The following is a 12,464-nucleotide window of genomic DNA, read 5'->3' as shown; positions in this document are numbered from 1 at the left end:
CTACACCCCTTTAAACACATTAAAATCCCGACCCAAACGTGAGATGTTGCTGATCTTGTCGATCTCCATGCTTCCGTCCTTCAAATACGCAAACTCCATGACCGTTTCCCGCGTTTCCCATTCATCCGGCGGTCTGCTGATCATCTGGGAGATTCGAAGCTGGGTAGGGGCAAAATACGAAGCCGCTATAATCGCCTCCTCGTTGCCTTCTACACCGGCGTGCGCGGTTCCGCGCAGAGCGCCCAATATGTAAATGTCGCCGGTGCAAGTAATCGTCCCGCCTGGATTCACATCGCCGAGGAACAAGAGATCGCCGTCATGATGCAGGACCTGTCCGGAACGCACCATCCCCGTCTTAAGCGCAAGCTTCTCCTCCGGAACGAGCTCGGACGCAAGCGGCGGCGATTCCACATTGCGTATCAGCAAGTTGCCCTTTTGCTTCAATATGTCAAGAATCGTCTGCTTCTCTTCTTCGGAAATTTGCCGGGAACCCAGCTTCACATCCACATGAATGATGGGTCCGGTCAGAATATTCTGATGACTATGCTCCAGCTTATAGCGGAGCTCGCCAAGCAATTCCTCCAGCTCGCATTGATCGTCAAGCAGGAATACCAGGCCATCTTTGATGCCCTTAATCGTCACATGATTGGATTTTACAGCCATAAGCCTGTCCCTCCCATCCCTATACATTTCGCGCTCAAACCTACAAGTTCCTGCTAGTCTAGTAAAATGTCATATTGGAGAGGGTTCAGGTTGCCTTCCTTCTCTGATTCTTCGTTACCAGCTCAATCTGCTTGCGTAAGGGAACGTAAATTGCCAGAGCAAAGGCAAAATGAACAAGGAGATTGGGAAGCATATGATGAAGCAGTGACCAATTATAAGAAGTCGGGTTGAGTCGAAATACCTTATATATGCCAAAAAGCGTACTGTCAAACAACAAGCTTCCCAGAATGACAATGGTCATCATCATGGGCAGCGGCGCCCGCGGGGACTTGAAAACAAGCCCCACCAAATATGCGGATACGCCCATAGCAAACGAATAAGTGCCAATCATCTCGCCATAATACACGATATCGTGAAGCATGCCGAACAGGAGTCCGAGCACGAGCCCCGTGTGGCGATGGTAATAAATCGATACAAAAAACAAACAAACCAACACGAAATTAGGATAAATCTGAAGCTGCAGCGAGCTTGGCGTTAACCAGAAAACCACCGTGCCCTGCAGAATAAACAGCACGAACAGCAGCAGGACCAGAATCTGTTTACGTGCCATCATTTCGGCTCCTCAGGGGTAATGACAACGGTCAGATATTTCCAATCATCGAACTTGGCGGCTGGTTCGATCGTAGCCGTTCTGCTTTGACCGTATTGGCTGGTCTGAACGCTGAGGACCTTACCGATGATCATGCCTTGAGGAATAACGCCTCCGGCACCGGATGAAATGATCTTATCTTTTTCCTTAATCGGATCATCTTCCGAAATCCGCGTCATGAGCAGCGTGTTGGTCTTCTCATCGTAGCTCTCAACCACGCCGAACGTCTTATCCTCTTTGCCAATGGCCGTAACCGAAATCGGCTGCGGATTCGGATCCTGGGCGTCCATCGTTGTCAGCAGTTTCACGGTGGAGGTGAAATTGCTGACGTTGCTAATGATGCCGACCATGCCGTCGACCGTGGTGACCGACATATTAGGGCGAACCCCATCGCGCTCGCCCAGATCGATGACCAGTGTCCGGTTATTCGGATCCGAATTAACGCTAAGGACTTGAGCGGTTCGATATTCGTATTTGTCGCGATTCTTCTGGTTTTCGGTAAAATGAAGTTCGTCTTTTAGTGCCTCGTAATTGGCTTTCATGTTGTTGTAATTTGCACTCTCACGCGAATACTGCGCAACCGCCCGGCGCAGCTCCTCATTCTCTTCATAGATCGCCTTCATATTCCGTACATCTTCAAAGAAACCCGCTATATAAGCAGCGGGCTTATAAAACACACTTTGCACAAAACCGACCGTATCTTTGACGAATTTTTCAGGCCAAGATAAAGAAGCTCTCGGGCCGAGCGTAAACCCCATAATAGCGATAAACGCTACCAGCCCGATGAGCATAATGAACAAACGCTTATTGCCTAGCAGCTTAAACAGTTGCAACACCCTCTAACTTACTGTTTTCTCTCCCAACATTAGGGGTTTACACTTTTATTTTGGTTTCTACCGTTTGGAACGGACGGCAGAGCTGCTCCGGGATTTAAACAAGTGAATGTTCTCGAGCGCTTTACCTGTGCCAATGGCCACGCAATCCAGCGGATTCTCCGCAACGATGACCGGCATGCCGGTCTCTTCGGCAAGCAGCTTGTCCAGGTTGCGAAGCAATGCGCCGCCTCCCGTAAGCACGATGCCCCGGTCCATAATATCCGCAGCAAGCTCCGGAGGACATTTCTCAAGGGTAACCTTAACGGCTTCAACGATAGCATTAATGGTGTCTGCCAACGCTTCGCTGATCTCATCCGATGTAATCGTGATCGTCTTCGGCAGACCCGTCACCAAGTCGCGGCCGCGAATTTCCATCGTTTCCACGGTCTCCAGCGGCATCGCGGAGCCCACTTCCATCTTGAGCAGCTCGGATGTGCGCTCACCGATCATCAAGTTGTATTGGCGTTTAATATAAGAAATAATGGACTCGTCCATTTCATCGCCCGCAACCCGCACGGAGCGGCTGGTTACAATCCCGCCAAGGGAAATGACCGCAACCTCGGTCGTACCTCCGCCGATATCTACGACCATGCTGCCCGTAGGCTCCCACACGGGCAAGTCTGCACCGATTGCCGCCGCAAAAGGCTCCTCGATCGTGTAGGCTTCGCGTGCCCCCGCTTGCTTGGTCGCATCTTCAACCGCACGCTGCTCGACGGCCGTAATGCCTGAAGGCACGCATACCATCACGTTCGGGTGGCGCGGGAAGATGGAACGCTGCTTCTGCGCTTGACGAATAAAGTATTTAATCATCGTAGCCGTTGTATCAAAATCGGCAATGACGCCGTCTTTCATCGGACGAATGGCACGAATGTTGCCTGGTGTCCGTCCAATCATTTTCTTAGCCGATTCCCCGACGGCTTCAATGCTCTTTGTATCTGTACGCAGAGCAACCACGGAAGGCTCTCTTACGACAATTCCTTTTCCACGGACATAAACCAACGTATTTGCCGTCCCCAAATCGATTCCCAAATCTTTCGTAAAACCACCTAACATGATGTATCTCCCTTTCTTCGTCAATCTGAACTATTATATTACATCAAGCCCCGTTCCTTCAAACTTACAAACGATCCGTCCCCGATGATCAGATGATCCAGCACGTCGATCCCGACAATCTGTCCTGCCTCCACTAAGCGTGCAGTCAGCGAAATGTCCTCCGGGCTGGGCGTCGGATCTCCGCTAGGATGGTTATGCGCGCACACCAGGGATGCACTGCTGCATTTGATGGCCGCTCTGAACACCTCGCGGGGATGAACGATGGAGGCGTTAAGGCTCCCCATCGATAGCGTTTCCTGGGCAATGACATGATTTTTCGTATTTAAAAAAACACAGACAAAATGCTCTTTCTGTAAATACCGCATCTGTTCACTGAGCAGTTCTGCCGCGTCATGCGGACTGCGGATAATAACCGGCTCTACATGTCTCGATGCGGCCAAGCGCCGTCCAAGCTCGATGCCAGCCTTCAGCTGAACAGCCTTGGCGGTTCCAATTCCTTTGATTTGCGTAATTTCCTCGATGCTAAGATCAACGAGCTGCCGGATGCCGCCTGCTTCCCCCAGCAGCCGCTGGGCTATATGTACGGCAGATTCCTGGCGGGTACCGGTCCGAAGCAGAATCGCCAGCAATTCTGCATGGCTTAAAGCGCTCGCCCCATATTGCATCATGCGCTCTCTTGGTCGTTCATCATGGGGGATGTCGCGCAGCAATAGCGTTGGCGACTCCATATATTCCCCTCTTTTCTAAGATTTAAATCAGCAGGTCACCGAAGCTTCCATGATTCCGTTGGCTTCGGATGCCGTGTTCTATATCTATGAATCGGTGAGTACATCCATCCCCATTTCAGACAGCATGTCCGAGAGCAGAGAAAGCGGCAGGCCGACAACGTTAAAGTAGTCGCCTTCGATTCCTTCCACGATGGTTGCACCCAGGCCTTGAATCGCATACGAGCCTGCTTTGTCGGCAGGTTCCCCGCTCTTTACGTAAGCCGCGATCGCATCATCACTTAACGATTTCATCTTTACGGTCGTCACGCGGTGAGATACCTTGGCGCGACCGGAACGCCGGTCGATGCAAGCCACTCCCGTGTAAACGAAGTGTGCCCGTCCTTGAAGCATGGACAACATCCTTGCAGCATCAGTATGATCCTCCGGCTTCCCGAGGACATGGTCATCTACGACCACAATCGTGTCGCTTCCCACAATGATACCATCTCCCGGATCATCCGTCAGCTTTCGGAGAACCGCTTCCGCTTTGCGCAGCGCCAGTGACTCCACAATTCGCTCTGGCGACCACCCTTGCGGTGTGTCCTCGTCAGCTTCACTTGGCATAATCTCGAATGGGATACGAAGGGAGGCAATCAATTCCTGACGCCGAGGAGAGGTGGAAGCCAATATGATGCGGCGGTTTCTCTTCTCATTCAAGGGGGATAATCTCCTTTGTCATGTCTTAGAGCCTGCGGTATAACCAGACGGCAGCAATAATGCCAAGCAGACTGAGCAGGCAAAAGTTAAGTTCAAGGTTAATGTCATAACGAATAATGTCAAAATCAGCTGAAGGCGACCACTTGATCGGTGTAGTAGACGTCAGAAACGACAGAGCCTTGACCGGTTGAAGCGCCTTGGCAAGCCATGTTCCCGTCAGCCACCCCAGCAGCAAAAACAAGATGAGCATTCCTTTATTTTTCTTCATGCATCCTCTTCCCTCGCCATTTTTTGACACCCTAATTATTATACGGTGAATCGATAAGCAATACAAACAGAAATCCGGCATGGGGAACTATTTCCAGTTCCAAGCCGGATTTGACGTAAATTTGAATTTATAGGCCATCCAGGAGTTTCTTTTGGCCCATGACATAGTTCATCATGCCTGTTTGGATCTCCCACAAATGCCCCTTGGATTGATTTTTGTTGTATTCGGAGAGCGCCGTGATCGAACTGTTCATCGACTGCTCCATGGCCGGCAGCGCGGCCCCGGTCTCCGGACCCAAGCCTGCGGCCAGCTGCTTGACCGATTGGATCCATTGCTGATGCAGATTCGTGATGGTATTCATATGCTCCGACGTCGCTGCGCCGGGCTCCTGCAGGCCCAGCAAGGATGCCGATAGTTGGCTAAGCTCCGATACCAGCTCCCCGCTTATCGTAAAATAGTCCGTCAGCGTCTGCTCCTCGCCAGCGAATGCCGCTGACTCTATGCCCGGCAGCGCGATCTCTCTAACGTATAATTCTACGCCTTCGGCCTTAAGCTGATTGCTGAGCAGCTTCGCCTGCTCGCGGTCGGGCGAGATGCCCGCATACACACGGTTCTCCTCGTCCAGATCGCCGCCTGCGGCAATACCGGTTTGCTGCAGTTCCCCGATCGCCTGGGCAGCCCGCTCGGGCGTGCTGAACACGCCGTATTGAAGCAGATAAAAGTTTTGCCCCGGAATATGAACAGCCGATTCGGTCATATCAGGCGTCGGTGATGCCTCGGCTCCCCCGGATGGATCGGTCGGCGCTAAGTTCCCTGCATCACTGCTCTCGAGCTGGCCCGTTGCCGGGTTCTCGCCTGCGTCGCCGCCGTTAAACATGGACAGCACCATGTACCCGAACAGCAGGCCCGTGATGACGGCAGCGGTCACGGACACCGCCATCTTCCAGAAGGAGGTGGGTTTGCGTGAGCGATAATAACCGTAATCGCCGGCAGATGTCTCATATAGATCCGACTCGGGCCCGAGATTCCAATGGGAGTCGTTCGCTTCGGGGGTCATTCTCCCGGAAAATGCATCATCATGGAGGTCGTAGAGTTCCTCATGCACGTCGTGGTATGTATCCGATTCTACAGGGGCATCAGGGGCATCGCCGTACGGCCAGCCGTTATCATGGTCCAGGCGCCTTCTTTCCTCAGCTAGCCGTGCCTTGGACCGATGATTGCGCGATGGTCTCCAGTCACGATCGTCCACGTCCCGGTTATCCCGCTCCTCCCGGAGCGGCGGGACGACGCGCAAATGTTCCTGCTGAACGCTCCTCTGAGGTTCGTACGAAGCGTCCGTATCGGTAAACCGATTTGCTGCCGCTGTGTCATATTCGTCGAAGACGGAATGGTGGTCGTAGACCCGGGGGTTGTGGCCCGCTGGAACGTTTTGGTTCGCATCGTGTTCCTCTCGCGCATGGTCCTTGTTCCTGCCCTTCGGCGGTTCGTGATCGATACGTATCGTCATCCGTGCTTTATTCATATCCACACACCTCACTTGTCCTTCTACACCTAGCTATATGATCAAGCTTGGCAACTTATGAGTATGCGAAAAAACAAAAGGGCTGACCAAGAAATGATCTTGATCAGCCCTTCGTATCGTTATCGATGCTGGCTTTGTCCCCCTTACAGAGGCAAAGCCCATGCAATCCCCTGCTGCAGCGAAGCAGCAAAGGAAGCAGGCAATCTTTATTTCTTGCCCTTAATGAACTCCGCTAAAGCAGCGCCGACCTTCCAGATATCGCCCGCTCCCATCGTGAGAACCAGGTCGCCTTCTTTTACGCGACCTTTGAGATCGTTCAGGACATCTTCCTTCGTAGGCAAATAGCGGGCACCGGCATTGCTGTTCTGAACGATCAGCTCCACCAGCTTACCCGAGCTGATGCCCTCGATCTGCTTCTCGCCGGCAGGAGAGTAAATATCGGTGATGATCACCTCATCCGCTTCCCCGAACGCGCGGCTAAACGCATCCAGCAGGAAGAAGGTTCTCGAATACCGCTGCGGCTGGAATACGGCAATGATCCGTTTGCCCGTAGCTTTAGCGGCACTGATCGTCGCCTCGATCTCGGTCGGATGATGCGCATAGTCGTCAATCACCAGAATGCCTTCAGCTTCGCCAAGCACCTGGAAGCGGCGCTTAGCCCCGTTGAACTTGACGATGGCCTCTACAATCGCCTCGAACGAGATGCCGCTCTTCAAGCAGCATATCACCGTGGCCATGGCGTTGTAGACATTATGTTTACCCGGTACGGACAGCTCGACGGTGCCCAGCTCCATGCCGTTATGAAGCATCGTGAAGCTGACGTGACGGTCGCCCAGCACCAGATTGGTTGCCGTATACTCCGCATCCGCATGAATGCCGTATGTGGTCACATTGCATTTCAGGTCAGGCAAAATCGCCTGAATGTTGTTATCGTCGGCGCAAACCACGGCTGTACCGTCAGCCTTGATCTGGCTGAGGAATTGCACGTAGGCGGCCTTGAGACGATTGAAATCCCCTTCGTAATTCTCCAGGTGATCGGCTTCGATATTCAGAACGACGCCGAGCCATGGATGGTATTGCAGGAATGAACCGTCGCTCTCGTCGGCTTCAGCCACCACGTGCTCACCTTCACCCGCTTTGGCATTCGTGCCCACGTTCATAATTTCCCCGCCGATGATAAATGTCGGATCGACTCCGCATTCTTCCATCACGAGCGCAATCATGGATGAAGTGGTTGTCTTGCCATGCGCTCCCGCTACGGCCACGCCTTTGCGTTCGTTCAAAAGACGCGCCAGCATCTGCGCGCGGTGAAGGACAGGAATGTTCAGCTTCTCTGCCTCGACCCGCTCCACGTTGTCTTTGGACAATGCCGTGGAGTACACCACAAGGTCCGCGCCTTGGACTTGCTCGGCGGTATGTCCAATGTATATTTTGGCGCCCTTGGCCGCCAGCTTTTCTGTCAATTCTTGCGATGCCACGTCAGAACCCGTGACTTTATAACCCATCTCCAGCATTACTCGCGCTATGGCGCTCATCCCGTAGCCGCCAATTCCTATAAAATGAACATGTTCTGATGTATTCAACAGATATCACCAACCTTTTTCAGAATCGGAAAGGCCCAGGAGGTTGGAACGCACGTCGGCAATCAGGTACAACGTGCCCGACACCACCCCAAGATCCTCCGCTTCCGTCCGTGACTTCAACTCTTCAAGTGCGTTTTTCCAATTTGGTTCTATGATGATTTGCAGTGTATGTTTGGCGTATTTCTCCCTTACCTGCTCTACGATGTCACCAAGCGCCTTGGCGTCCAGTTTCTTCCGGAAATCCGGTTCAGTCAGGATAAGCGTATCCACTATTGGCAGTATATGCTGCAAATACGATTCATGATGCTTATTTGCCAGCATTCCCATCATTAAGTTCAGTTTCCGATACTTATAGATCTGCGGCAAGCTTTTGGCCAAGGATTCAGCCCCTTCGGGGTTGTGCGCGCCATCGAGAACAATCCGCGGGGAGGACTGCACTTGCTCCAGTCTTCCCGCCCAGAACGTATCCTTAAACCCGGCACGCAATTCTTCTTCATCCACGATAAAAGCCATGTACTGGCGAAGCACCTCCAGCGTCATCATGGCAACCGCGGCATTGGCGCATTGATGCTCGCCCTGCATCGAAATATCCAGATCCATATCCCGGAACGGTCCCTTAAAACGGAAAGTCTGGCTTTCTTCGTCCCCGCGCAGCCGTTCATAAGAGAATTGTTCGTCTACAAGGTACAGACTTGTACGGTTTTTGGCGGCCGTTTCTTTCAGAATTTCGACAGCCTCAGGCTGAGTGACCGTGCTCACCACGGGCACTCCGGGCTTGATGATGCCGGCCTTCTCCATGGCGATCTCCTGAATGGTATCGCCCAGAACATCGGTATGGTCCATGCCGATGTTCGTGATCACCGAAATGATGGGATGAACGATATTGGTCACGTCAAGACGACCGCCAAGTCCGGTCTCCCATACCACCACGTCCGGATAAGACACCTCGCCGTAATACAGGATCGCAAGGGCCGTGGACACCTCAAACATCGTGGGCGATCCAAGCCCGGAGCCCGCAACTTCGGCAACAAGCGGCTCTAAGCGATTCGCGAGTTCCAGCAGCGTCTCTTCCGGTATGTCTTCGCCGTTATACTGAAACCGATTGGTAAACTTCGTAATATAGGGGGACGTATAGGTGCCTACCGTGAATCCCCCTTGAAGCAGAACCTTTGTTAAAAAAGCGCATGTGGAGCCTTTTCCGTTCGTTCCGGCCACGTGGATAAATTTTAATCGACGCTCCGGATGGCCGAGCAGCTCCATCAATCGCTGAATTCTATCCATGCCAGGGCGGATTCCAAACGGAATCAGCCCATTGATCCAAGCTACCGCTTCCTCATAGGTATGGAACGGAGCTGCGGCTGCAGCTGCCGATTGATCAACCATCGTTCTCACCTTCTGGTCCAGATTCATCTTGCCCATTAGCCTCTCAATTCTTCGATGCGCGCAATCACTTTTCTGCGTTTGTCCGAGTAATCCGCGAGTTTCGCCCGTTCTTCCTCAATCACCTTCTCGGGTGCTTTCGATACGAAACCAGGATTGTTCAGCTTCTTCTCCACACGCTCGACTTCGCTGTTCAAGTGCTGAATTTCCTTCTCCAGACGCGTGATCTCCTGAGCGATATCGATCAGTCCGGCAAGCGGCAGATACATCTCAACACCTGTCACCACGGCGGTCATCGCTTTATCCGGCGCCTCAAGCGCAAGGGAGGACTCATACTCCGACGTGTTGCAGAAGCGGCGAATATAATCGGAATTGCGATCGATAATGCCGGCAATTTGCCCGCTTACCGGTTTCAATTGCAGTTCTACTTTTTTGCTCATCGGCACGTTCACTTCCGCCCGGATGTTGCGTACGGCACGGATCACATCCATCAGCAGGTTCATTTCGGTTACGGCTTCCGCATTCTCAAACGCCTCGTCATAGGTCGGCCAAGAAGCCAGCATGACGGTCTCGCCTTCATGCGGCAAATGCTGCCAGATCTCTTCGGAGATGAACGGCATGAACGGGTGAATCAAGCGCATCGTGCGGTCCAGCACATAGGCAAGCACCGACTGCGTCTTTTTCTTGGCTGCTTGATCCTCGCCATACAGGGACAGCTTGGCAAATTCGATATACCAGTCACACAGATCATCCCAGATGAAATTGTAGAGCAGTCGACCGGTTTCGCCAAATTCGTAGGCATCAATTAGACGCGTAATGTCGCGGGAAGTTTCGTTCAAACGGTGCAAAATCCACCGGTCCGCGGTTCCCAGCTCTCCGGAAATGTCGATATCCGCCGCCGTGAAGCCCTCCAGGTTCATGAGCGCAAAGCGCGACGCATTCCAGATTTTGTTAGCGAAGTTACGCGCTTGCTCCACGCGTTCCCAGCGGAATCGAAGATCCTGACCCGGCGTGCTGCCGGTCGATATCATATAACGCATAGCGTCTGCGCCATACTGTTCAATAACCTCGAGCGGGTCGATGCCGTTGCCCAGCGACTTGGACATCTTGCGGCCTTCGCTATCCCGAACCAGGCCATGGATCAGCGTGTCCTTAAACGGCATTTGACCCGTAAATTCAAGTCCTTGGAAAATCATCCGCGACACCCAGAACGGGATGATGTCGTAACCCGTCACGAGAACGCTTGTGGGATAATAACGTTTGAAATCCTCGCTGTCCTGGTCCGGCCAGCCCATGGTCGAGAACGGCCAGAGCGCGGAGCTGAACCAGGTATCCAGCACATCCTCGTCCTGTCTCAGATCATCCTTGCCCAGCTTCGCGCGGGCTTCCTCTTCATTCATGGCAACAACCACTTCGCCCGTGGATTCCGAATACCACGCCGGGATCCGGTGACCCCACCACAATTGACGGGAAATGCACCAATCGCGTACATTCTCCATCCAGTGCAGATAGGTTCGCTCGAACCGGTCAGGCACGAAGTTCACGCCCTTGCCGGATTTTTGCGCATCCACGGCTGCTTCCGCAAGCGGCTGCATCTTAACGAACCACTGCGTCGACAGGTAAGGCTCGACCACCGCACCGGATCTTTCGCTATGGCCAACCTGATGGACATGGTCTTCGATGCGAAGCAATACGCCCGATTCCTTCATGTCGCTGACGATCTGCTTGCGGCATTCTGCACGGTCAAGGCCCTGGTATTTGCCGGCAAACTCATTCATCGTTCCGGATTCATCCATTACGGTAATTTGCGGCAGGTCATGTCTCAGCCCCATCTCGAAGTCGTTCGGATCATGCGCCGGCGTAATTTTAACCGCACCGCTGCCGAAGTCCTTCTCCACATACTCATCCGCTATAACCGGAATCTCGCGGCCCACGATAGGCAGCACCAATGTCTTGCCGATCATGTCTTTATAGCGCTCGTCTTCCGGATGAACGGCGACGGCCGTATCGCCGAGCATGGTCTCCGGACGGGTGGTTGCCACGGTAATGGAGCCGCTGCCGTCCTTCAGCGGATATTGCAGGTGATACAAATGGCCGTTGACCTCTTTGTACTCCACTTCAATATCGGACAAAGCCGTACGGGCAGCCGGGTCCCAGTTGATGATGCGTTTGCCGCGGTAGATGAGCCCTTTATCGTAAAGCTTGACGAATACTTCCCGTACGGCTTCGGACAATCCCTCGTCGAGCGTGAAACGTTCTCTGGAGTAATCGAGGGACAGGCCGATCTTGGACCACTGGTCACGGATCGTGTTTGCGTACAGGTCCTTCCATTCCCACACCTTCTCCAGGAATTTCTCGCGTCCCAGATCGTAACGGGTAACGCCTTCTTCGCGAAGCTTCTGCTCTACCTTGGTTTGCGTGGCGATGCCCGCATGGTCGGAGCCGGGGAGCCACAGCGCATCGTAGCCCTGCATCCGCTTCACGCGAATCAGGATGTCCTGCAGCGTAAAGTCAAGCGCATGGCCGATATGGAGCATGCCCGTAACGTTAGGAGGAGGAATAACAATCGTGTAAGGCTCCGCGTCCGGTCGCTTGCCGGCTTCAAAAAAGCCGCCTTCCTTCCAGTACGGATACCATTTTTGTTCGGCTGCCTTCGGATCATACGTCGTCGGCATTTCTAACTGGGATTGGTTTTGTTTTTGATCCATATTTTCGTACCTCCGATACTGTTAATCAGTTTTGCCAACCCGAAACGTTTTAGCCTCCGGGCGTGTTCGTGGATATCATAGTTGGCGTGAAACAAAAAAAGCCCTTCGTCCTCAAAGGACGAAAGACTGTTCTCTCGCGGTACCACCTTTGTTTCGTGCTTACATGGTTCAGCAACCGTTGTCCTCCCATGAAGAACATGAAAGGCTTTCGGTCAAGCACGACACTTTACGCAGATAACGGCTGCGGCCGGCGAACTCTAACCAGGGTAGCAATCGATCCTACTCTATCTCAAGTCCGCAACTCCGGGGCGACTTCGGCAAGCTGGTTCCTGCGGAATC

The 12,464-nt window shown here is 53.0% G+C and carries 11 protein-coding genes and 1 other annotated feature (1 of these 12 running past the window's edge); all 11 genes read right to left on the bottom strand.

Annotated features, from left to right (window positions below):
- Complete coding sequence (locus tag MHI43_RS07655; protein WP_015734015.1) at positions 1-663, bottom strand: septum site-determining protein MinC; 663 nt, start codon at positions 661-663, stop codon at positions 1-3.
- A gap of 85 nt (positions 664-748) precedes the next feature.
- Positions 749-1,273 (bottom strand): rod shape-determining protein MreD, encoded by a 525-nt coding sequence (mreD, locus tag MHI43_RS07650; protein ID WP_096775407.1) that lies wholly within the window; start codon positions 1,271-1,273, stop codon positions 749-751.
- On the bottom strand, positions 1,273-2,148 hold the full coding sequence (gene mreC, locus MHI43_RS07645; protein ID WP_015734013.1) for a rod shape-determining protein MreC: 876 nt from the start codon (positions 2,146-2,148) through the stop codon (positions 1,273-1,275). Before mreC ends, mreD begins: the two co-directional genes overlap by 1 nt.
- 57 nt (positions 2,149-2,205) lie before the next feature.
- Positions 2,206-3,240 carry a rod shape-determining protein gene (locus MHI43_RS07640; RefSeq protein WP_009593998.1) on the bottom strand — a complete coding sequence of 345 codons (1,035 nt, stop codon included), beginning with the start codon at positions 3,238-3,240 and terminating at the stop codon, positions 2,206-2,208.
- Positions 3,241-3,278: 38 nt separating this feature from the next.
- Complete coding sequence (gene radC / locus MHI43_RS07635) at positions 3,279-3,968, bottom strand: DNA repair protein RadC (protein WP_009593994.1); 690 nt, start codon at positions 3,966-3,968, stop codon at positions 3,279-3,281.
- Positions 3,969-4,052: 84 nt separating this feature from the next.
- Positions 4,053-4,664 (bottom strand): Maf family protein, encoded by a 612-nt coding sequence (locus MHI43_RS07630; protein WP_015734012.1) that lies wholly within the window; start codon positions 4,662-4,664, stop codon positions 4,053-4,055.
- Between the two features lie 25 nt (positions 4,665-4,689).
- Entirely contained in the window at positions 4,690-4,932 is a 243-nt protein-coding gene (locus MHI43_RS07625; RefSeq protein WP_009594010.1) for a DUF4321 domain-containing protein, read from the bottom strand.
- A gap of 127 nt (positions 4,933-5,059) precedes the next feature.
- Positions 5,060-6,454, bottom strand: coding sequence for an SPOR domain-containing protein (locus MHI43_RS07620; protein WP_036662698.1), 1,395 nt, complete (start codon positions 6,452-6,454; stop codon positions 5,060-5,062).
- Between the two features lie 206 nt (positions 6,455-6,660).
- Positions 6,661-8,037, bottom strand: coding sequence for a UDP-N-acetylmuramate--L-alanine ligase (gene murC / locus MHI43_RS07615; protein ID WP_036662695.1), 1,377 nt, complete (start codon positions 8,035-8,037; stop codon positions 6,661-6,663).
- Between the two features lie 6 nt (positions 8,038-8,043).
- Positions 8,044-9,420, bottom strand: a complete 1,377-nt coding sequence (locus MHI43_RS07610) for a folylpolyglutamate synthase/dihydrofolate synthase family protein (protein WP_015734009.1) — start codon at positions 9,418-9,420, stop codon at positions 8,044-8,046.
- Positions 9,421-9,455: 35 nt separating this feature from the next.
- On the bottom strand, positions 9,456-12,125 hold the full coding sequence (locus tag MHI43_RS07605) for a valine--tRNA ligase (protein ID WP_036662693.1): 2,670 nt from the start codon (positions 12,123-12,125) through the stop codon (positions 9,456-9,458).
- Between the two features lie 111 nt (positions 12,126-12,236).
- Positions 12,237-12,464: a binding site (T-box leader), on the bottom strand (it continues 71 nt past the right edge of the window).

It is taken from the genome of Paenibacillus sp. FSL H8-0457 (assembly GCF_038051935.1).
Classification (GTDB): Bacteria; Bacillota; Bacilli; order Paenibacillales; family Paenibacillaceae; genus Paenibacillus_AQ; species Paenibacillus_AQ lautus_A.
The sequence above is the reverse complement of the archived record's forward strand: the minus strand, read 5'-3'. Positions and strand labels throughout refer to the sequence as shown.

Coding starts and splice junctions, on each gene's coding strand:
- MHI43_RS07655 (WP_015734015.1), bottom strand. CDS start 663: ATGGCTGTAAAATCCAATCATGTGACGATTAAGGGCATCAAAGATGGC.
- mreD (WP_096775407.1), bottom strand. CDS start 1,273: ATGGCACGTAAACAGATTCTGGTCCTGCTGCTGTTCGTGCTGTTTATT.
- MHI43_RS07640 (WP_009593998.1), bottom strand. CDS start 3,240: ATGTTAGGTGGTTTTACGAAAGATTTGGGAATCGATTTGGGGACGGCA.
- radC (WP_009593994.1), bottom strand. CDS start 3,968: ATGGAGTCGCCAACGCTATTGCTGCGCGACATCCCCCATGATGAACGA.
- MHI43_RS07625 (WP_009594010.1), bottom strand. CDS start 4,932: ATGAAGAAAAATAAAGGAATGCTCATCTTGTTTTTGCTGCTGGGGTGG.
- MHI43_RS07620 (WP_036662698.1), bottom strand. CDS start 6,454: ATGAATAAAGCACGGATGACGATACGTATCGATCACGAACCGCCGAAG.
- MHI43_RS07610 (WP_015734009.1), bottom strand. CDS start 9,420: ATGGTTGATCAATCGGCAGCTGCAGCCGCAGCTCCGTTCCATACCTAT.
- MHI43_RS07605 (WP_036662693.1), bottom strand. CDS start 12,125: ATGGATCAAAAACAAAACCAATCCCAGTTAGAAATGCCGACGACGTAT.